At 70.8% G+C, this 21047-nt stretch carries 19 protein-coding genes; 3 read left to right on the forward strand and 16 right to left on the reverse strand.

Features of this window, described 5'->3' with window-relative positions; genetic code table 11:
- Positions 1-59 precede the first annotated feature (59 nt).
- Entirely contained in the window at positions 60-1151 is a 1092-nt protein-coding gene (locus tag ACFT4A_RS41070) for a bifunctional succinyldiaminopimelate transaminase/glutamate-prephenate aminotransferase (protein WP_382841379.1), read from the reverse strand.
- A 135-nt stretch (positions 1152-1286) separates the two neighbouring features.
- Entirely contained in the window at positions 1287-1604 is a 318-nt protein-coding gene (fdxA, locus tag ACFT4A_RS41075; RefSeq protein WP_010047804.1) for a ferredoxin, read from the reverse strand.
- 140 nt (positions 1605-1744) lie between these two features.
- On the opposite strand from fdxA, the gene ACFT4A_RS41080 reads away from it, so the two are divergent.
- Both ACFT4A_RS41080 and ACFT4A_RS41085 read left to right on the forward strand, forming a co-directional pair.
- A complete protein-coding gene (locus ACFT4A_RS41080) occupies positions 1745-2797 on the forward strand; it encodes a GNAT family N-acetyltransferase (RefSeq protein ID WP_382841382.1) in 1053 nt (350 codons plus the stop codon).
- A gap of 30 nt (positions 2798-2827) precedes the next feature.
- Positions 2828-3679, forward strand: a complete 852-nt coding sequence (locus tag ACFT4A_RS41085) for a tetratricopeptide repeat protein (protein ID WP_382841384.1) — start codon at positions 2828-2830, stop codon at positions 3677-3679.
- Between the two features lie 7 nt (positions 3680-3686).
- Here ACFT4A_RS41085 and ACFT4A_RS41090 read toward each other — a convergent pair whose 3' ends face one another.
- The 8 genes from ACFT4A_RS41090 to ACFT4A_RS41125 all read right to left on the reverse strand — a co-directional run bounded on the left by ACFT4A_RS41090 (position 3687) and on the right by ACFT4A_RS41125 (position 11708).
- Positions 3687-4301, reverse strand: a complete 615-nt coding sequence (locus ACFT4A_RS41090) for a response regulator (protein ID WP_382841387.1) — start codon at positions 4299-4301, stop codon at positions 3687-3689.
- Positions 4298-5467: a sensor histidine kinase gene (locus tag ACFT4A_RS41095; protein ID WP_382841390.1), complete on the reverse strand. Its 1170-nt coding sequence runs from the start codon at positions 5465-5467 to the stop codon at positions 4298-4300. The genes ACFT4A_RS41090 and ACFT4A_RS41095 overlap by 4 nt, the downstream gene beginning before the upstream one ends.
- Complete coding sequence (locus tag ACFT4A_RS41100; protein ID WP_382841392.1) at positions 5464-6204, reverse strand: ABC transporter permease; 741 nt, start codon at positions 6202-6204, stop codon at positions 5464-5466. Before ACFT4A_RS41100 ends, ACFT4A_RS41095 begins: the two co-directional genes overlap by 4 nt.
- Positions 6205-6413: 209 nt before the next feature.
- Entirely contained in the window at positions 6414-7325 is a 912-nt protein-coding gene (locus tag ACFT4A_RS41105) for an ABC transporter ATP-binding protein (RefSeq protein WP_382841395.1), read from the reverse strand.
- Positions 7326-7484: 159 nt separating this feature from the next.
- Positions 7485-10028, reverse strand: a complete 2544-nt coding sequence (locus ACFT4A_RS41110) for a hypothetical protein (protein WP_382841398.1) — start codon at positions 10026-10028, stop codon at positions 7485-7487.
- A 155-nt stretch (positions 10029-10183) separates the two neighbouring features.
- The gene (locus tag ACFT4A_RS41115) at positions 10184-10594 is read right to left on the reverse strand and encodes a DUF6113 family protein (RefSeq protein ID WP_382841401.1); all 411 of its coding nucleotides are present in this window, start codon (positions 10592-10594) and stop codon (positions 10184-10186) included.
- Positions 10591-11451: an N-acetyl-1-D-myo-inositol-2-amino-2-deoxy-alpha-D-glucopyranoside deacetylase gene (mshB, locus tag ACFT4A_RS41120; RefSeq protein WP_382841404.1), complete on the reverse strand. Its 861-nt coding sequence runs from the start codon at positions 11449-11451 to the stop codon at positions 10591-10593. The genes ACFT4A_RS41115 and mshB overlap by 4 nt, the downstream gene beginning before the upstream one ends.
- 62 nt (positions 11452-11513) lie before the next feature.
- Entirely contained in the window at positions 11514-11708 is a 195-nt protein-coding gene (locus ACFT4A_RS41125; protein WP_010047829.1) for a hypothetical protein, read from the reverse strand.
- Positions 11709-11885: 177 nt separating this feature from the next.
- On the opposite strand from ACFT4A_RS41125, the gene ACFT4A_RS41130 reads away from it, so the two are divergent.
- Positions 11886-14012: a prolyl oligopeptidase family serine peptidase gene (locus ACFT4A_RS41130; protein WP_382841407.1), complete on the forward strand. Its 2127-nt coding sequence runs from the start codon at positions 11886-11888 to the stop codon at positions 14010-14012.
- A gap of 122 nt (positions 14013-14134) precedes the next feature.
- Here ACFT4A_RS41130 and ACFT4A_RS41135 read toward each other — a convergent pair whose 3' ends face one another.
- The 6 genes from ACFT4A_RS41135 to ACFT4A_RS41160 form a co-directional block, all read right to left on the reverse strand.
- On the reverse strand, positions 14135-14545 hold the full coding sequence (locus ACFT4A_RS41135; RefSeq protein ID WP_382841410.1) for a VOC family protein: 411 nt from the start codon (positions 14543-14545) through the stop codon (positions 14135-14137).
- Between the two features lie 83 nt (positions 14546-14628).
- Positions 14629-15777 carry an ABC transporter ATP-binding protein gene (locus ACFT4A_RS41140; RefSeq protein ID WP_382841412.1) on the reverse strand — a complete coding sequence of 383 codons (1149 nt, stop codon included), beginning with the start codon at positions 15775-15777 and terminating at the stop codon, positions 14629-14631.
- Positions 15770-16828, reverse strand: a complete 1059-nt coding sequence (locus ACFT4A_RS41145; RefSeq protein WP_382841414.1) for an ABC transporter ATP-binding protein — start codon at positions 16826-16828, stop codon at positions 15770-15772. The genes ACFT4A_RS41140 and ACFT4A_RS41145 overlap by 8 nt, the downstream gene beginning before the upstream one ends.
- 11 nt (positions 16829-16839) lie before the next feature.
- Positions 16840-17802: an ABC transporter permease gene (locus ACFT4A_RS41150; protein ID WP_382841416.1), complete on the reverse strand. Its 963-nt coding sequence runs from the start codon at positions 17800-17802 to the stop codon at positions 16840-16842.
- Entirely contained in the window at positions 17795-18724 is a 930-nt protein-coding gene (locus ACFT4A_RS41155) for an ABC transporter permease (protein WP_382841418.1), read from the reverse strand. The genes ACFT4A_RS41150 and ACFT4A_RS41155 overlap by 8 nt, the downstream gene beginning before the upstream one ends.
- Before the next feature lie 132 nt (positions 18725-18856).
- On the reverse strand, positions 18857-20470 hold the full coding sequence (locus ACFT4A_RS41160; RefSeq protein WP_382841420.1) for an ABC transporter substrate-binding protein: 1614 nt from the start codon (positions 20468-20470) through the stop codon (positions 18857-18859).
- Positions 20471-21047 lie beyond the last annotated feature (577 nt).

Genomic DNA, 21047 nt, shown 5'->3' on the forward strand with positions numbered 1-21047 from the left:
GTCCAGGGAATTCCCTGGACCCCTTCGCCGTGTTCCGCTTCGCTGACGGCCCGCGGGGGCTACAGACGCCGCACCGCCGCCGCGATCCGCTCGTCCGTCGCCGTCAGCGCCACGCGGACGAACTCCGCGCCGGCCGAGCCGTAGAAATCGCCCGGGGCCACGAGGATGCCTCGTTGCGCGAGGTGGGCGACCGTGTCCCAGCAGGACTCGCCCCGGGTGGCCCACAGGTAGAGGCTGGCCTCGCTGTGCTCGATGCGGAAGCCGTGGGACAGCAGAGCCTCGCGCAGGAGGGCCCGGCGGGACGCGTAGCGCTCGCGCTGGACGCGGACGTGGTCGTCGTCGCTCAGGGCCGCCACGACCGCCGCCTGCGTCGGCGCGGACGTCATCATGCCGCCGTGCTTGCGGATCTCCAGGAGAGGGCTCAGGACGGCCGGGTCGCCGGCCAGGAAGGCCGCGCGGTAGCCCGCGAGGTTCGAGCGCTTGGAGAGGGAGTGGACGGACACGATGCCGTCGTACGAGCCGCCGTTGACGTCGGGGTGCAGCACCGAGACCGGGTCGGCCTCCCAGCCCAGCTCCAGGTAGCACTCGTCGGAGAAGAGCAGGATGCCGTGCTCACGGGCCCACGCCACGATCCGGGTGAGGTCCGCCTTCGAAAGGACCTTGCCCGTGGGGTTCGACGGGGAGTTCAGCCAGAGGAGCTTCAGACCCTCGGGGTCCAGCTCCGTCGGGTCGTCGTAGACCTCGTACTCGGCACGGGCCAGGCGGGCGCCCACCTCGTACGTCGGGTAGGCCAGCCGCGGGTAGGCCACCCGGTCGCCGGGGCCGAGGCCCAGCTGGGTCGGGAGCCAGGCGACGAGTTCCTTGGAGCCGACGATCGGCAGGACGTGGCGGTGGGTGACGTCGCGGGCGCCGAGGCGGCGCTCGACCCAGCCGGTGATCGCGTCACGCAGCTCAGGCGTGCCCCAGACCGTCGGATAGCCCGGCGAGTCCGCCGCGTCGACCAGCGCTTTCTGGATCAGCTCGGGGACCGGGTCGACCGGGGTGCCGACGGACAGGTCCACGATGCCGTCCGGGTGGGCGGCGGCCGTGGCCTTGAACGGCGTCAGCTTGTCCCAGGGAAAAGCGGGGAGACGGTCGGAGACTGCGGACACGGTTCTGGCTCACTTTCTGGTACGTACGAGCCGTCGTAGGCAAACGCCTCGGTCCCGTGCGGCGATCAGGACGCGTGATCCGTGATCAGGCCGTACGGGACCGAGGCGGCGCGGTGTGCGGGCCGCTTGCGGTGGCTAGGCCTGCGGCGGCAGCGCGGCGATGAAGGGGTGGTCGCGCTCGATCAGCCCCAGCTTGCTGGCGCCGCCGGGCGAGCCGAGCTCGTCGAAGAACTCGACGTTCGCCTTGTAGTAGTCCTTCCACTCCTCCGGGGTGTCGTCCTCGTAGAAGATCGCCTCGACCGGGCAGACCGGCTCACAGGCACCACAGTCGACGCATTCGTCCGGGTGGATGTACAAGGACCGGGAGCCCTCGTAGATGCAGTCGACCGGGCACTCCTCGATGCACGCCTTGTCCTTGACGTCGACACAAGGCTGCGCGATGACGTAGGTCACGCTGTCGTTCCTCCTCGATAGGGCGCTGGCGGGCCTCCTCAGGCTCCGCCGCCTGGCGCGCGGGAGCGCGGCGTCGTCGATGCCCGCCCCTAGTATCTCCGTTCTTGGGCATGATCCGAACAGGAGGGGTGTACGGACCTGTGGAAATCTCAGCCGCCGGGCGTCTCAAGGTGGCCATCACCGCCGCTGACGTGGGCAAACGGGTCTCCGTACGGAGCTTGATCGAACACGCGGCTCCGGGTGAGAAGTTCACCGACACGGTCGGCGTTCTCACATCATGGGACAACGGTGTGCTGCTGATCACACGCAAGAGCGGCGAGAGCGTCCGCATCGCGGAATCCTCGCTGGTCGCGGGCAAGGTCGTGCCCGCCGCTCCGGCGCGTCGCCGTGGTCCGGCCGCCTCGTACGAGGAACTGGCCCGGGTCGCCGCGCGGGCCTGGCGGCCCGTGGAGAGCGAGCGGCTCGGGGACTGGGAGCTGCGGGCCGCGTCCGGGTTCACACGGCGGGCCAACTCGGTGCTGCCGCTCGGCGAGCCGGGGGTGCCGCTCGACGAGGCGCTCGGCACCGTCCGGCGCTGGTACGGCGACCGCGGGCTGCCCGCCTACGTCCAGACCGCGACCGGCGCCGAGGGCACGCAGGAGCTGCTCTGTGCCGAGCTGGAGGCGCGGGGCTGGGTGCGGGAGGTGACCGCCGAGCTGTGGGTCGGGCCGCTGGCACCGGTCGCCGACCGGGAGGAGCCGTCCGGGGTCGTGCTGTCCCGGGAGGCGGACGAGGCGTGGCTGGCCCGGTACCAGCGCAAGGGCGTGAGCGAGGCGGCGCTGCGGGTGCTCGGATGGGGGTCCCCCCGCTCGAGCGAAGCCGAGAGTGGGGGAGGGCCCTCGGTGTGGTTCGCGACCGTGCCCGGTGCCACGGAGGGTGCCGCTCCGGCCGCCATCGGGCGGTGTGTCGTCGACGGGCGGTGGGCCGGGTTCGCCGCCGTCGAGGTCGATCCGGCGCTGCGGCGGCAGGGGCTGGGCACCGCCGTGATGGCGGCGCTGGCCCGGCGGGCCCTCGACGAGGGCGCGTCGGCCGCGTGGCTCCAGGTCGAGGCCGAGAACACGGGAGCGCGGGAGCTGTACGCCGGGATGGGCTTCGCCGCGCACCATGCCTACCACCACTACCGGGCGCCGGAATCCGGCGGCACCGGCCGGTAACCGATCGTCGCGAGAGGGCACGAGCCAACTATGCGTCCCCCCTGTCCCCCGTCCCCTGAGCGCTCCGCCGAGCTGCGGCGGCGCTTCGCCGAAGAGGCCCGCTCCGAGCGGCCCGATCTGTCGACGCTGTGCCTGCTGGTGGGCGCGGAGGCGGACCGGGAGCTGGACGAGGCGGGCCTGGACGCCGCGCAGGTCGAGCTGGACCGGCTCGCCGGGCTGCTGCCGCACCGTCCCGGCGGGCCGCGGGCCTGGGCGGTCGCCCTGCGGGAGCTGCTCGGTGAGCGGATGGGCTTCGGCGGCAGCCCGGCCGACTACCAGCGGCTGGAGTCCTCCCTGCTGCACGAGGTGCTGGTGCGGCGCAGGGGGCTGCCGATTCTGCTGTCCGTGGTGTGGATGGAGGTGGCCCGGCGGGCCGGGGCGCCGGTGTACGGGGTGGCTCTGCCGGGGCATTTCGTGGTCGGGTTCGGGCCCGACGAGGGGCAGGTGCTCGCGGACCCGTTCGACGGGGGGCGGGTGCTGACGGGGGCGGACGCGGAGGTGCTGGTCGCCGGGGCGACGGGGACGGGGCTCGATCCGGCGATGCTGCGGCCTGCGGATCCGCTGGACGTGGTGCTGCGGATCCTGAACAACGTGCGGGCGTGGGCGTCGGCCCGGCCGGAGCGGTCGGACGTCTCGCTGTGGGCGGTCGAGTTGTCGCTGCTGTTGCCCTCGCATCCGGCTCGGCTGCGGTACGAGCGGGCGCAGTTGCTGGTGCAGCGGGGGGATTACGTGCCGGGGGCCTTGGAGCTGGAGGCCTATGCGGATGTCGTCGCGGCGGTGGACGAGGGGGCTGCCGAGCGGGTTCGGGGGGAGGCTTTCGCGGCGCGGGCGATGCTCAACTGACCGAGAACTAGAGCCAGCCCTTTTCCCGTGCCACCCGGACCGCCTCCGCTCGGTTTCTCACCGCGAGCTTCTGGATGGCGGTGCTGAGGTAGTTGCGGACCGTGCCCTGGGAGAGGTGCAGGGCGGCTGCCAGTTCGGCGTTGGTGGAGCCGTCCGCGGCTGCTCTGAGGACCTCTCGTTCCCGGTCCGTGAGGGGGTTGGCTCCGTCCGCCAGGGCCGCTGCCGCGAGGGTGGGGTCGATGACGCGTTCGCCGGTGAGGACCTTGCGGATCGCCTCGGCGAGCTGGGCGGCGGGGGCGTCCTTGACCAGGAAGGCGTCGGCGCCGGACTCCATGGCGCTGCGGAGGTGGCCGGGGCGGCCGAAGGTGGTGAGGATGACCAGCTTCACCGCCGGGAGTTCCTCGTGGAGGCGGGCCGCTGCCTCTATGCCCGTCGCGCCGGGCATCTCGATGTCCAGGAGGGCCACGTCGACGGCGTGTGCGCGGGCCGCTTCCAGGACCTCGTCGCCGCGGGCCACCTGGGCGACGACCTCGATGTCCTCCTCCAGGCCGAGCAGGGCGGCCAGGGCCTCGCGGACCATCGACTGGTCCTCGGCGAGGAGGACCTTGATCGTGCGGCTCATGCCGGGGATCCTACGTCCGCCGGATCGGCCGTCGGCACGCGGGCGACCAGGCGGAAGCCGTGCTTGAGCGGGCCCGCCTCCAGGGTGCCGCCCGCCTTGGCCAGGCGTTCGGTGAGGCCCGTGAGGCCGTTGCCGTGGCCGCCGCCCGGGCCGCCGGAGCCGTTGTCCTCGACGGTCAGTTCGAGCACCGGGCCGTCGAGGGTCTGGCGGGGCAGCAGCTCGACCGTGCAGCGGCCGGCGCCGCTGTGCCGTACGACGTTGGTGACGGCCTCGCGCAGGGCCCAGGCGAGGGCGGACTCGCTCTCCTCGGGGACACCGGCGAGGCCGGGCGGCTCGGCGGGCAGGTCGGCGGTGACGCCGGCCGCGGTCAGGGCGACCCGGGCACCGGCGAGTTCGGCGCCGAGGCGGGGGCGCCGGTAGCCGGTGACGGCCTCGCGTACGTCCACGAGAGCCTGGCGGCTGACCTGCTCGATGTCGGCGACCTGCTGGGCCGCCTTGTCGGGCTGGGCCGGGAGCATCCGGCCGGCCAGCTCACTCTTGAGGGTGATCAGGGAGAGGGAGTGGCCGAGCAGGTCGTGCAGGTCCCTGGCCAGGCGCAGGCGTTCCTCGTTGGCGGCGAGCTGGGCGACGGTGGCGCGGGCCTCGCGCAGGGCGACGGCCGTACGGACGAGTTCGCGTACGCCGGTCATGGCGAAGCCGCCGAGCAGGGCCGGGATGAGGAGCCCGGACAGATAGGCCAGGCCGTCGTGCGTCGCGAGCGCCACGGCGGTCAGCAGGGCGCAGGCGGCCGGGATCGTCCAGCGGGCCAGGCGCAGGGGCAGGGCGGCCCCGGACGCGATCGAGACGTACACGAACAGCACCAGCCACTCGCGGCCCAGGGTGAGGGCGAGGAGCGTGGACTGGGCCGCCAGGACCCCGAGCGAGCCGAGCACCAGGCCGTTGCGCTCGCCGCGGCCGGTGCGGAAGACCAGCAGCATGTACCAGGTGACGAACGCGGCGAGGCCGAGCCAGCCGAGGATCCGCACGCCCGTGCTGTGGCCGCCGTGCAGCAGGTCGGTGACGGGTGCGCTCAGGTAGACCAGCCAGATGCCGGTCCACAGCGACTTCACCGCCCGCTGCCTGCGGTTCACCGGGCGCTGCCCGATACCGAACCCGACGCCGCTCACGCCTTCAGGGTGTCCTTCCGGTACAGCCAGGCCGCGCCGCCCGCGAACAGGACGAACGACACCACGAGGACGGCGAGGTCCTGGACGTGCGGGGCGCGGCTCTGCTCGATGGCCTGCCCCAGGGCAGCGTACGCGTGCGTGGGAAGCCACTTCGAGATGTCCTGGAGCCAGGTCGGGAAGGTCGTCGTCGGCATCCACAGGCCGCCGAGCATCGACAGGCCGAAGTAGGTGATCATCGTGATCGGGCGGACCGCGTCGCCGCTGGCGAGGTAGCCGAGGGCGACGCCGAGCGCGGCGAAGACGAGGCTGCCGGCCCAGATCGCGCCGGTGAGGGCGAGCCACTGCCAGGCGTCCAGGCGTACGTGCTTCACGGCCGCCGCGACGGCGAAGACGATGACGATGGACGGCAGGCTGACGACGGCGGCGCTCGCGGTCTTGGCGAGGACGTAGCCGCGGCCCGGCAGGGTGGTCAGCCGCAGTTGCCGCACCCAGCCGCCCTCTCGCTCCTTGGCGATGCGCTCGCTGTTGCCCATCAGGACGGCCGTGAGAGCGCCGAAGGAGGCCATGGAGACCATCATGTAGGTCGGCAGGGTCAGGCCGGTGCCGGGCAGTTTCGTGGTGCTGTCGGAGTTGCCCGCGATGATCAGGAACAGGATCGACGGGTAGATCACGGAGAAGAAGAGGAACTTGCGGTTGCGCAGGGCGCGGGTGAGTTCCAGCTTGATCAGGCTGTTCACCGAGTCTCCTTCGAGGAAGCCCCGGCCTTTCAGGCCGGGGAGGAATCGAACCCCTGCGGAGCAGGGCAAGAACGGGGTTTTCGCCTTCAAGGCGAAAGACCGCCCACACGATCGGCTAAGCCGTCCGGCGTCCGGTGCAAGACCTTGCTGGTCGTTGACCTGCAGGGCTTCCTGAGCCAGGAATCCCCCTGCTTTGACTGGGGGAGGGTTCAATTCGACTTCGCCTCCTCGGCGGCGGTGATCGCGACGAAGGCCTGCTCCAGGCCGAGCCCGGCGACTTCGAGGTTGCGGGGGTAGACGCCGAGGCCGTACAGGGCGTGGACGGTCGCGTCGGCGTCGGTGGACTGGATGCGGACGGTCCGGCCGGAGAGCGCCAGGGAGGTCAGGAACGGCAGGCCGCGCAGGGCCGCCTCGTCGACGTCGTCCGCGAGGTCGAAGGAGACGCGGCGGGCGCCCGCCTTGGCCTTGATCTCGGCGGCCGTGCCGTCGGCGAGGAGCCGGCCGCGGTGCAGCACCAGGACCCGGTCGGCGACGGCGTCGGCCTCTTCGAGGTAGTGGGTGGCGAAGAGGACGGTCCGTCCCTGGTCGGCCTGTTCGCGCATGGTGGCCCAGAAGGCCTGGCGGGTGGTGACGTCCATGCCGGTGGTGGGCTCGTCCAGGACGATGAGGTCGCTGTCGCCCGCGGTGGCGAGGGCGAAGCGGACGCGCTGGGCCTGGCCGCCGGAGAGCTTGTTGACCTTGCGGTCGGCGATCTGCGCGATGCCCGCGCGGGACAGCACCTCGGAGGGCCGGTACGGCTTCGGGTGCAGATCGCAGGCGAGCCGCACCAGTTCGGCGACCGTGACCTCGTCCATCAGCCCGCCGCTCTGCAGCATGGCGCCCACCCGCCCGGCGACGATGGCCTCCCGGGGGCCCTGGCCGAAGAGCCGGACCGTGCCGCTGTCTGGCTTCTTGAGACCGAGGAGCAGATCGAGGGTGGTGGACTTGCCGGCACCGTTGGGACCGAGCAGCGCCACGGTCTCCCCCGGGCGCAGGTCGAGAGTCAGCCCGTCCACGGCCCTGACGGTGTCGTATGCCTTGCTCACCTGGTCGAACGCGACCACCGAGGCTGTCGTTGTCATACGGCCATGGTGGCTTCGGGGGTGTGGGCGGGGGCAGTGTCGGGCGTCCGGAGTGCCGGATGACGGATGTCATGCCGTGCGGGTGACGACGCGGAACAGCCCCTGCCCGGTCGGGGGCAGGGGCTGTCCGTCCGTGCGGTCTGTGCGGACCGTCCGAGGTCAGTTCGGCTTGGTCTCGATGACTCCGACACGCTCCGCCGGTGTCTTGCCGCGCAGGGCCTTGCGCAGCGCGGAGACGACGTCCTGCGGCAGAACGTCGCGCTTGCCGCTCGCGCCCTCGATCTGCACGCCCTCGAAGGTCGTGCCGTACGCCTCCTGGAGCGCCTTGAGGTTGTAGGTGTCCACGAGCTTGCCGTCCACGGCCTTGAAGCTGAGGATCTTCGGCAGCGACAGCGCGCCGAACGGGATGCTGTGCGCCGCGTCGGTCTGCACGATGGCCTTGGCCGACATCGCCGGCTGCGCGAAGTCCTTCAGCACCCGGTCGACCTCGGCATTCGAGACGGTCGGCTGCCGGGTCGTGGTCGGGAGGTCCACCGTGCCGGCGGTGCCGGTCTCCACCTGGGAGCGGTACGCCTCCTCGACCGCGGCCGTCGACTTGGCGAGGTCGACGCCCTGGCCCACCTTGCCGTACACGGCCACGGCCTTGCCGCCCTGGAACTTGATGGTGCCGTCGGAGGACGAGCCGGAGCCGCCCGCTGCGGTCTCCAGGGACGCGTGCAGCTTCTCCTCGTCGATCGGCATGACGGGAGTGACCACGCGGTGGTTGCCGAAGAGCGAGCCGATCACGGAGACCGGGTTGTAGTCGCTCTTCGCCGCCGCGTCGGCCGTGGCGTCCATGTCGAACTGGAGGCCCGCGTTGTCCGGGTCCAGGGACACGGCCTTGCCGCCCACCGACAGCTTCAGCGGCTTGCCCGCCGGGGCGTCGAAGGCCTCGTCGAGCTTCTTGACCGCGCCGTCGCGGGTGGTGCCGCCGATGTCGACGCCGAGGACGGTGGTGCCCTTCGGGACGTCGGTGCGGTTCATCAGCAGACCGGCGCCGTAGAGGCCACCGGCGACGACGACCACGCCGACCGCGAGCAGCACGAGCTTGTTGCGGCCCTTCTTCTTCGGCGCCTTCGAGGAGCTCGCCGGGGGCGGGGAGACCGGCTCGGGCAGCTTCGGGGCCCCGTGCGGCACCGGGCCCTCGCCGGGCGCGCCCGGGCCGAACGGAGAGGCCGCGCCGGACGGTACGACCGGGATGCCGCTGGTGACGGTGTGCCCGGAGACGTTGTCGTGGCGGGGGCCGTAGCCCGGGCCGTCCGGTTCGGGGGCCGGCTTCTGCGGGGTGAGGATGGCGGTGTCGTCGCTCATGCCGCCGCCGGGGGCGCCGACACCCGCAGAGCCGCCGAGGTTGGCCGTACCCGGGCCGCCGGGACCGCCAGGGCCTCCGGGGCCGCTCTTGCCGGCGGGGCCGCCGGGTGCGCCCGGGCGGCCGGGGCCACCGGGCCCGCCTATGGCTCCGGGACCGGCAGGGGCGCCGGGGCCTCCCGGTCGGCCGGGGTCGTTGAAGGCGCTGGGGGCACCGGGGCCGCCGGGCGTGCCGGGGCGGCCGGGCGTGCCGGGGCGGCCGGGCTCGTCGAAGGCGCCGGGGCCACCGGGCCCACCGGGCCTGCCCGGCTCGCTGAAGGAGCCCGGGCCACCAGGACCGCCGGAACGACCCGGCCCACCGGGCCCACCCGGGCGGCCCGGGGCACCCCGTCCACCCGGTCCGCCGGAGAAGGCGTCGGGACCGCTGCCCGGTGCGCCGGGCCCACCGGCCGACGGCGCCATCGGGCCGTCTCCGGTGACCGGACCTCCGGTCGGGCCGGCCGGGCCCTTGGAGCCGGGGCCCCCCTGGCCCACCCGGTCGTTCTCCGAGAAGTACGGCAGATCGTCGCGGCGCGGTTCGCCACCACCACTGCCACTGCCACTGCCAGGGGCGGGACGCGAGCCGTTGCCCAGCGGGCCCGCCGCCAGTGCCTCGGTGACGTCGAAGGAGCCGGTGCCGCCGCCGTGCCCGGGCGCGACGGGTCCGCCGGTCGCGCCGCCGGGGAGCCCGGCACCGTTCGTACCGCCGGACCGGGAACCACCCGGCGCGCCCATGGAACCGACCACACCGCCGGGCCGCCCGGCACCGGGCCGGGCCCCGCCGGACGCACCGGCACCGGGAGCGCCCGCACCAGGGGTGCCCGCGCCGGAGCCGCCCGCCGCCGGGTTCGAACCGCCCGGCAGACCGGCCCCGTTGGTGGAGCCGCCGCCCGGACCGCCCGGACCCGTGCCGGACTTGCGGGGCGCGAACCAGTCGCTGGTCGGCTTGTCCTCGGCGGACTGCGCGGGCTCGACGGGAGGCTCGACCGTGCCGGTGCCTCTGGAGGTCGCGGCACCCGGCGCGGAGGCCTCGTTGCCGCTGCCCGCGGCGGTCCCGGTGTCGGCCGAGCTCTCCGCGTCCCCGACGGGCTTGCGCACCACTACGGGCGGAATGGGCCGTGACCCGGGGATGTTGATCCGGATCCGGGTCGTCAGCGTGGTCTCGGTCTTGCGTTCCTCCGGCCGCGCGGCCGAACGGCCCGCGTCCGTACCGCTGTCGGAGACCTTCGGGGTCCCGTACGGCGGCGTACCCGACGGGTAGGCGGATCCACCGCGCCCGTTGGGCCCGGAGGACGGAGTGTCAGTTTCACGACTCAAGGCAGGTTCTCCCGGTTGGCTCCGCCGCCCGACACAACCTCACGCGGGCAGCTCGGCGGCGCGCACCACCATACTGGCCACTTCTGGCCCGTATCCCACGACCGCCGGGAATCCCACACCGGACCCCCACGGGCACGTCCTGGCGAAGTGGTACGTCATTTGGCAAGTCGGACGGGACCGCCGTCCGGTTGCCGCCCCGGGGCAAGGGTGGCGCAGATCACAGCCACACCGATGCCCCCGAGCAGATAGAGATAGGAGCCGCTCCCCGCGGCGAAGAGGAAGTCGCCCTCGGGGCGGCTGGCCGTGAGCAGGATGACGACGAGCATCCAGCCGGCGGCGGCCGCGACGCCTCCGACCCGGCCGCGGGTGACGTACGCCCCGCCCAGGACGGCTCCGGCCTCCCCGGCGAGGGCGAGCAGCAGCCCGCCCGGGAACCACGCGGGCTGCACCAGTGCCCCGGCCACGCCGACCACGGCGCCGAGCAGGAAGAACCCCAGGCAGGCGGTGACCCGTGCGGCGGACGGCGGCCGCATCGGCTGGGCGAGCATCGGACTCCGGTCGCTCATGAGGCCTCCTCGACACCGGCGAACAGGTCCGTCTCCCGCTCACCGGGGCCCCGCTCGCCCCGCACCAGCTCGTAGTACTCGGTCGTGAGGATCGGCTGGGCGAGTTCGTTGGACAGCACGAAATACGGCTCGGCCACGGTGATCTGGGTGGCGTGGGCGCGCATCGCGGCGGCCTTGGCGGCGGCGTGGGCGGTGCCGTCGATCACCGCGGTGATGCGCTCCTCGGGGACCACACCGGGTACGTCGTCGACCGCGGCCGCCTTGGTGAAGGGGAGGCCGGGCAGGTCGTCATGGAGCCGGGCGAAGGACTCCTCCACAACGGGGCGTGGGACCCGGTTCCAGTAGACCTTCGCCACCGGGGCGCCGGCCTCGGCGGAGAGTTCGGCCGCGCGCATGGCGACGCGGTGGGCCTGGATGTGGTCGGGATGGCCGTAGCCGCCGTCGTCGTCGTAGGTGACGAGGACCTGGGGGCGTACCTCGCGGATCACCTCGACGAGGTGGGCCGCGGCCTCGTCGACGTCGGCCTGCCAGAAGCAGCCCGGGTCGTCGTTGTCGGGCAGGCCCATCATCCCGGAGTCGCTGTAGCGTCCGGCGCCGCCGAGCAGGCGCACGTCCCGGACGCCTAGCTCGGCCATGGCGGCGGTGAGCTCGCTCCGGCGGTGCCGGCCCAGGGCGGGGCCGCTCAGGTGCGCGAGCCCGGGCGGGATGACCTCGCCGCGTTCACCGAGGGTGCAGGTGACCAGGGTGACGTGGGCACCCTCGGCCGCGTACCTGGCCATGGTGGCGCCGTTGTTGATCGACTCGTCGTCCGGGTGCGCGTGCACCAGCAGCAGACGCCGGTCGGGCAGTTCCGTCATGGAACCCACCCTACGAGGTGCCACGACCCCGGCTCACGAGGCCGTACGCGGGACCCCGCCGGTCAGAACTTGATGCTGCCGATCATGCCCGCGATGTTCGTCGTCAGCTCGTTGATCGTGGGAGCGACGGTCGAGGAGGCGAGGTAGAAGCCGAGCAGCATGCACACCACCGCATGCCCGGCTTTGAGTCCCGACTTCTTGATGAGCAAGAAGACGATGATCGCCAGCAGCACCACCGCCGAAATCGAGAGTGCCACGGCGGCTCACCTCCAAAGATCCACAAGGTCGCGGGGGGTCGGACTATGGGGGCATTAAATCCGTACAGCAGCCAGCAGGTTCATACCCACTATGCGACATTGATCATAACTATCCGTCCGTGCGCATCGATCGGCGCACGGCCGCACAAGGGGGCGCATGGCCAATATGGTCAGGGCATGACGACCGAGCCTGACTCCTTCCCCCGCCGGCACGCCCGCACCCAGCGCTTCACGCTCGGCGCGCCGCGTTCGTTCAGTGTGGCGCCCGACGGTTCACGGGTTGTGTTCCTGCGCTCCAGCTCCGGTACGGACCGGGCGAGTTCGCTGTGGGTCCTCGACACGGAGGGGGGCGGAGAGCGCGTGGCCGCCGACCCGCGCGCCCTGCTGGGCGGCGCCTCGGAGGACCTGTCGCCCGAGGAGCGGGCCCGGCGTGAGCGCAGCCGCGAGGGCGGGGCGGGGATCGTCGGGTACGCCACCGACTCGGCCGTCGAGCTGGCCTCTTTCGCCTTGTCAGGGCGGCTTTTCGCGGCCGAGCTGCGGGCCGGGACGGCCCGTGCACTACCCACGCCCGGGCCGGTGATCGACCCGCGTCCGTCGCCCGACGGGCGGCACATCGCCTACGTCGCGCAGGGTGCCCTGCGCGTGGTGGGCGCCGAGGGGGACGGCGACCGGGCGCTAGCCGAGCCTGAGTCGGAGAATGTCTCATTCGGGCTCGCCGAATTCATCGCGGCCGAGGAGATGGGGCGTTCACGCGGCTTCTGGTGGGCTCCGGAGTCGGACCGGCTGCTCGTGGCGCGGGTGGACGACACACCGGTGGACCGGTGGTGGATCTCCGATCCGGCGCATCCGCGGCGGGAACCGCAGCGGGTGCCGTATCCGGCGGCGGGCACCGGCAACGCGGAGGTGCGGCTGTTCGTGATCGGCCTGGACGGGTTGCGCACGGAGGTCGCCTGGGACCGGGCGCGGTATCCGTATCTGGCGCATGTCCACTGGTCAGCGGCGGGCGCACCGCTGCTGCTCGTACAGGCGCGCGACCAGCGCAGCCAGCTGATCCTGGCCGTGGATCCGGAGTCGGGCGCGACGCGGATGGTGCACGCCGACGAAGATCGAACATGGCTTGATCTTTTCCCCGGGGTGCCGTGCTGGAGCCCGTCCGGGCAGCTGGTCCGGATCGCGGACGAGGGCGGTGCGCGGGTGCTGGCGGTGGGGGAACGGCCGCTCACGGGAGCGCAGTTGCATGTCCGGGCCGTGCTGGACGTCTCCGACGACGACGTGCTGGTCTCGGCGTCGGCGGGCGAGGAGGCCGGCGAGGCGGAGACGGGCCAGGTGCATGTGTACCGGGTGAACGAGCTGGGCCTGGAGCGGGTGTCGCAGGAGCCGGGCGTGCACTCGGCGGTGCGGGCCGGGGACCTCACGGTCCTGGTCTCGGCGACACTGAATCGGCCAGGTGTGCGGGCGCAGGTACTGCGCGACGGAAAACCGACGGCGGCTGTCCCCTCATACGCCGAAGACCCCGGTATGTCCCCCCGCGTGACACTCACCGAGGGGGGCGCACGCCGCATCCCGTGCGCCGTGCTTATGCCTCGGGACTACGCCGGTGACACCCCCCTGCCGGTGCTCATGGACCCCTATGGCGGGCCGCACGGGCAGCGGGTGGTCGCCGCGCACAACCCGCACCTCACCTCCCAGTGGTTCGCGGACCAGGGCTTCGCGGTGATCGTCGCGGACGGCCGCGGCACGCCGGGCCGGTCCCCCGCGTGGGAGAAGGGGATCCACCACGACTTCACGCTGTCGCTCGACGACCAGGTGGAGGCGCTGCGGGATCTCGCGGAGCGGTATCCCCTGGATCTGTCCCGGGTGGCGATCCGCGGCTGGTCCTTCGGCGGCTGGCTGGCGGGCCTCGCGGTGCTGCGCCGCCCCGATGTCTTCCACGCGGGCATCGCGGGGGCGCCGGTGACGGACTGGACCCTCTACGACACGCACTACACCGAGCGCTACCTGGGCACCCCGGCGGAGCACCCGGAGTCGTACGCGGCGAGTTCCCTCGTCACGGCCGACGGGCTGTCCTCCCCTGCCGAGCCGCACCGCCCCCTGATGGTCGTGCACGGCCTCGCCGACGACAACGTGGTCGTCGCCCACGCCTTGCGCCTCTCCTCGGCCCTCCTGGCCGCCGGCCGCCCGCACGAGGTGCTGCCGCTGTCCGGGGTCACGCACATCACCCCGCAGGAACAGGTCGCGGAGAACCTGCTCCTCCTCCAGGTCGACTTCCTGAAGCGCTCCCTGGGCATCGGCGCCCCGTCCTGACCACGACGACGGGCCGGGGCGACATGGCGCGCCCCGGCCCGTCTACGGCACCCGCACGGCCGTACGCTGTCCAGCCTGACGCGTCCGTATATCGGGACCGGGTCGGCGAAGTTGCTTGCGTGTTAACGCAGTTGGCGGGGGTTTGTGGACACTTGGGAGGCCACGAGCTCGACTTCGAACCCGTCCGCGTCGGCGAGGTAGGCGGCGTGGTGGTCCGGTCCCCCGGCGTGGGGATAGCGGTCGGCGAAGAGGGGCGTCCAGCCGTGTGCGGGCGCCTCGCGGGCCAGCGCGTCGACCTCCGCGGCCGTCCCGGCGTGGAACGCCAGGTGGTTGAGGCCGGGCCGCATGCGGTCGTGCTCGGCTCCCCGCAGGGCGGGGGACTGCTCGACGACGAGGTACGTCACGCCCAGGCGCCAGCTGCGGCCGTGCTCCCACTCCTGGTACGGGACGTAGCCGAGCCGGCCCAGGAGCCAGCCCCACGCGCGGGCCGCCCGGGGCAGATCGGGGACCCACAGCTCGATGTGATGCAGCATTCCTGACCTCTGTCGGAAAACGCCGGATCCCGGCGCCCTCGTCAGAAGGCACCGGGAACCGGAAGGGACGTCATACGGGGCCGTCAGGCCGCGTGGACCACGTCCTTCTCCTCGGCGAAGTGGCAGGCCGACTCGTGCGCCGCCGGGGTGTCCGCGTCCTCGAAGCGCGCGGGGATCGCGAGCAGGGGCACTTCCTCGGCGCACCTGTCCTGCGCCTTCCAGCAGCGGGTACGGAACCGGCAGCCGGAGGGCGGGTTGGCCGGGGACGGCACGTCGCCGGTCAGGATGATCCGCTCGCGGCCCTCACGGGCCTCGGGGTCGGGCACCGGGACCGCCGACAGCAGCGCCTGGGTGTAGGGGTGCGTCGGGTGGTCGTAGATCTGCTCGTCGGTTCCGATCTCGGCCATCTTGCCGAGGTACATGACCCCGACCCGGTCCGAGATGTGCCGGACGATCGACAGGTCGTGCGCGATGAAGAGGTAGGAGAGGTTGAACTCGTCCTGGAGCTTCTCCATCAGGTTGATGACCTGCGCCTGGACGGACACGTCCAGCGCGGAGACCGGCTCGTCGCAGATGATGATCTCGGGGTTGAGCGCGAGGCCGCGGGCGATGCCGATGCGCTGGCGCTGGCCGCCCGAGAACTGGTGCGGATAGCGGTTGATGTACTCGGGGTTGAGCCCCACCACGTCCAGCAGCTCCTGGACCTTGCGGCGGCGGTCGCCCTTGGGAGCCACCTCGGGGTGGATCTCGAAGGTCTCGCCGATGATGTCGCCCACCGTCATACGGGGGTTGAGCGAGGTGTACGGGTCCTGGAACACCATCTGGATGTTCCGGCGCACCGCCTTCAGCGCACGCCCGGACAGCTTGGTGATGTCCTGGCCCTTGTAGAAGATCTCGCCCGCGGTCGCCTTCTCCAGCATCATCAGCAGCTTGGCGACCGTGGACTTGCCACAGCCGGACTCGCCCACGATGCCGAGCGTCTCGCCCTGGTAGAGGTCGAAGGAGATGCCGTCGACCGCCTTGACCGCCCCGACGTGCTTCTTGAAGAGGATGCCCTGGGTGAGCGGGAAGTGCTTCACCAGGTTGCGCACCTGCAGGATCGGCTCGCCCCGCTCGGCCGGTGCCTCGATCGCGGCGACCGCCTCCGTCTCGGAGCGGGCGTCGACGACCTCGACCTCGGAGACGTTCGGCGTGGCGTCCTGCGGCTCGTCGGTCTTGCTGAGCTCAGCCATGGATCGTCTCCTTCCAGAAGTGGCAGGCCGATCCGCGGCCGGCCAGCTCGGTGCCGTCCTGCTCGGCGATCGGGTGCAGGGCCGGGATGTCCGTACGGCAGACGTCCTGGGCCTGGGGGCAGCGCGGGTTGAACGCGCAACCGGTGGGAACGTGCAGCAGGTTGGGCGGCAGACCCTTGATCGCGTACAGCTCCTGGCCCTTCTGGTCCAGGCGCGGGATCGAGTCCAGCAGACCCTTGGTGTAAGGGTGCGCGGGGCGCTTGTACAACTCGTGGACCGGGGCGCGCTCGACGATGCGCCCGGCGTACATCACGGCGATCTTGTCCGCGACGTCGGCGACCACGCCGAGGTCGTGGGTGATCAGGATGAGGCCCATGTTGTACTCGCGCTGCAGCTCCGCGAGCAGGTCCATGACCTGGGCCTGGACCGTCACGTCGAGGGCCGTGGTGGGCTCGTCGGCGATGATCAGGTCCGGCTCCAGGGCGAGCGCCATCGCGATCATGATGCGCTGGCGCATACCGCCCGAGAACTGGTGCGGGTAGTCGTTCACCCGGGCCGCGGCGGCCGGGATCTTCACCCGGTCCATCAGCTCGATCGACTTGGCCTTGGCGTCCTTCTTGGACATGCCCTGGTGCACGCGGAACATCTCGCCGAGCTGGTAGCCCACGGTGAGCACCGGGTTCAGCGAGGACAGCGCGTCCTGGAAGATCATCGCGATCTTGCGGCCGCGGATCTTCCGGCGCTCTTCGCTGGACATCTTCAGCATGTCCTGGCCGCGGAAGAGGATCTCCCCCTTCGGGATGCGGCCGGGCGGCATGTCGAGGATGCCCATGATGGCCTGGGCGGTGACGGACTTGCCGGAGCCGGACTCGCCGAGCACGGCGAGCGTCTCGCCCGCGGCGACGGAGTAGTTGACGCCGTTGACGGCCTTGGCGACCCCGTCACGGGTGCGGAACTCCACGTGCAGGTCGCGGACTTCGAGCAGCGGGCCGCCCGAGTCCTCCGCGCCGTTGGGCGCGGGACTCTGGGCCGTTTCATCGATGGTGGTCATGTACGCCTCCCTCAGCGCAGCTTGGGGTCGAGGGCGTTGCGTACCGCATCGCCGAACATCAGGAACGAGAGCACCGTGATCGAGACCATCACCGACGGGATGATCAGGGTGTGGGGGGCGATACGGAGCTGCTCGCGTCCACGCGCCACGTCGCCGCCCCAGGACACCGCCGTGTCACCGAGACCCACGCCCAGGAAGGACAGGGTGGCCTCGGCCGCGATGTAGCCGCCGAGCGCGATGGTCGCCACGACGATGATGGGCGCGAGCGCGTTGGGCAGGATGTGCCGGAACAGGATCCGGGACGTCGACGCGCCGAGTGCCTTGGCGGCCACCACGTAGTCCGCCTGCTTGATGGTGATCACGGCACCGCGGGCGACACGGGCGATCTGGGTCCAGCCGAGGAAGGCGAGGGCCATGATGACGACCCAGACGGTGCGGTCGTCGAAGGAGTTGAGCACCACCAGGGCGCCGAGCAGGAACGGGATGCCGAGGAAGATGTCGGTCACCCGCGAGAGCAGGGTGTCGGTCCAGCCGCCGAAGTAGCCGGCGATCATGCCGATGACCGTGCCGAGAATCGTGACGGCGACGGTGACACCCACACCGACGGTGATCGAGGCGCGGGCACCGTAGACGACACGCGCGTAGATCGAACGGCCCTGGACGTCGTAGCCGAGCCAGTCCGGAGCGAAGACGTGTCCCCAGTTCGGCTTGCCCAGATAGTGCTTGGCCAGATCGGCGTCGCGCGGCGAGGCACTGGTGAACAGTCCCGGCCAGATCGACATCACGAGCAGGAACACGATCAGCACGGCCGACACCAGGAACAGCGGGTTGCGCCGCAGGTCGTGCCAGGCGTCCGACCACAGGCTGCGCGCCTTCTCGGGAGCCGGGCCGGCGTCGGTGACGACGACACCCGCGGTGCTCACGGTGTCACCGGGAAGGACTTCGGCCTTCTTCTCGACGGTTTTGTCAGGCATACCGGATCCTCGGGTCCAGGACCGCGTAGAGCAGGTCGACGATCAGGCTGGCGGCGAGGTAGATGAGCACCATCAGCGAGGCGATTCCCACGACCGTGGCGCCCTCGCGCCGGGTGAGCGCCTCATAGATCTCGAGGCCGACACCCCGCACGTTGAAGATGCCCTCGGTCACGATGGCGCCGGTCATCAGGCTGCCGATCTCGATGCCGAGGAAGGTGACCACGGGGATCAGCGAGTTGCGCATCAGGTGGACACCGACGATACGGCGGCGCGGCAGCCCCTTGGCCACGGCGGTGCGGATGTAGTCGGACCGCAGGTTCTCCGCGATCGACGTGCGGGTCAATCGTGCGACGTAGGCCAGTGAGAGCGACGCCAGCACGGTGGCAGGAAGCACGAGCTGGGAGAAGTTCGTCGAGTCGGTGACGGTGGGCGTGGTGACCTGCCACTTGAACGCGAACTGGTACTGCAGCAGGAAGCCCAGCACGAAGGACGGCATCGAGACGAGGACCAGTGTCAGCGTCAGCAGTCCGCGGTCCCGCAGCGTGTCGGGGCGCAGGCCGGCGACGACACCGAGGCCGATACCCACGAGCGTGACGAAGGTGAAGGCGAAGAGCGTCAGTCTGATCGTCACCGGGAACGCGTCGAGGATGATGTCCGCGATGGGCCGCTGACTGGCGATCTGGGTACCGAAGTCGCCCTGGAACAGCCCGATCATGTAGTTCGCGTACTGCTGGATGAGCGGCTGATCGAGGCCGAGGTCCTTCTTGATGCTCGCGACCACCGTCGGGTCGTACGCCTGATCCCCCATCATCGCCCGGACGGGATCGCCGGGCAGGGCGTACATCATGCAGAAGATGAGCAGGGTTGACCCGATGAAGACCGGGATCATCTGGAGCAGTCGTCGTGCGACATAGCGCCCCATAGGTGCCTCCGTGAGGGGTGAACGCAGGTGCGGGGGCCGTCTCTTGGTGACGAGACGGCCCCACGCACCTCCCACCGCCACCGGAGCGGCGGCGGGCTTACGGCCTAGTGGGAAGAGCCTGCGAGGCTCCTCTTACTTGGTGGTGACGGCCCACACTTCGAGGTCACCGTGGAAGTCGACGTTGACGTTGTCGACGTTCTTACCGTGGCCGCCGTTGATGCGGTAGTACCAGAGCGGGATGGCCGGCATGTGCTCGACCAGCTTCTTCTCGACCTCCTGGAAGGCCTTCACCGACTCGTCGAGGGACTTGGCGTTGTCGGCCTTGTTCATCAGGTTGTCGATCTCCTTGTTGGAGAAGCGACCGTTGTTGGCCTCGGCGGTGGTGTGGTACAGCTCCTTCATGAAGTTGGCGTTGACCGGGTAGTCGGCGACCCAGCCACCGCGGTACATGCCCTTCACCTGGTCGTTGTCACGGGCCTCGAGGTCCGTGGCGAAGTCCGGCTTGGGGTCGCCGACGCAGTCGACGCCGGTGGCCTTGCGGATGGACTCGCAGACCGCGGTCACCCACTCCTTGTGCCCACCGTCGGTGTTGTACTGGACGGTGAACTTGTTGCCCGGAACGCCACCGCCCTCCTCGATGAGCTGCTTGGCCTTCGTCGGGTTGTACGTGAACACGTCGGTGTCCAGGTTCTGGTTGCCCTTGACGCCGGGCGGCGTGAAGCCCTTGGCCGGCGTACGGGTGTTGTTCAGAACCGTCTTGGTGATCGTGTCGCGGTCGATCGCCATCGACAGACCCTGCAGGACCTTCGGGTCGATGTCCTTGAAGGTCTTGGAGTAGAACGCCGGCGTCAGCGTCTGGATGGCCGCGTACGGCTGCTCGATGGCGCCGTCGCCCAGGTCCTGCTTGTACTTCGGCAGGTCCGTCGGGCCGACCTGGCGGATCATGTCCAGGTTGCCGGAGACGACGTCCTTGTAGGCGGCCTCGAGCGTCGTGTAGGCCTTGAACTGGACGCCCTTGTTCTTCGCCTTGTTCGGGCCCTGGTACTCGTCCCAGGCCTTGACCTGGATGAGCTTCTTGTGGTCCCACTTCTCGAACTTGTAGGGACCGTTGCCGACCGGCTTCTGGCCGAAGGCCTTCGGGTCGTCGTAGAAGACCTTGGGCAGCGGGGCCCACGTGGTGTAGCCGAGCTTGTAGTTGAAGTACGGCATGGTGTTCTTCAACTCGATGGTGAAGGTGTGGTCGTCCACGGCCTTCAGACCGGACATGGTCTCGGCCTTCGGGTCACCCTTCTCCGGGTGGACATCGTCGTAGCCCTTGATGTCCTGGAACCAGAAGGAGTTCTGCTGGTTGTTCTTGATGTTGGCGTACCAGTTCCAAGCGTCGATGTACGACTTGGAGGTGACTTCCTCGCCGTTGTGGAACTTCCAGCCCTTCTTGAGCTTGACCGTCCACGTCTTGGAGTCGTCGGTGGTGACCGACTCCGCGTTCGTGTAGACGATCTCGCCCTTGGAGTCGAAGTCCAGCAGCTGCGTGAACAGGGACTGGATGACGTACGAGCCGTTGCTCTCGTTGGTGTCAGCCGGGATCAGCGGCTTCTGGGGCTCACCGACGTCGATCGAGACGTATCCGGCCGGCCCGGAACCCTTGGTGTTCCCCTCGCCGTCACTGTCGCCGCCGCAGGCGGTGGCGGCCAGGGCGACGACTATCGCCCCCGCGACCCACTTGGCGCTCCTGGCACCGCGCATGGGTTCCTCCTATGAAGTCATTGGTTCACCGCGAAGGGAGCACAGGACAGATCACGGCGCCCGCCCGTCGCCGGTGCCGGAAAGTGTCGAGTGCCCCCGCGCTCGTGAGTCGGCGCCGATGCCGGCGAGTGACCCTTCATCCGAGCTCTACGCGCCTAACTATCTGCCATGCGCCCAGACCGAACCACACTCTCGAGGTCTCGGTTCGATCACAGCTCAAGCCTACTTCTTCCAAAATCCGGACAAAGGGTTTGGTGAAAGATCCCTGCGAAACGGACTTGTTACACATCTATCGGTGGCAGGTGTCCGTATTCCGGACGCACGGATGAGATAAACGGGTTGCGACTCCCGCGGCTGCCGTGCAGGGTGCCCCGGGCAGCTGTCGCCCTCTCAAAAGGCCTCCGCCGCAGGGCCGTTGTACGGCACCAAATCCGGGCAGGGCGAAGCACTTCCGCGACAGGCTAGTGGGAGCGGGGCGTTCCGGGCCGCCTTCCCCGCCAAATCGAGGGTTTTCCCTCACCCTTCCCTGTGCGTCACCTCTTCTTCACGACGACGCCGGGCACCCCGCATCGCGGGG

The sequence above is a fragment of the Streptomyces sp. NPDC057099 genome, assembly GCF_042671245.1.
Lineage (GTDB): Bacteria > Actinomycetota > Actinomycetes > Streptomycetales > Streptomycetaceae > Streptomyces > Streptomyces purpurascens.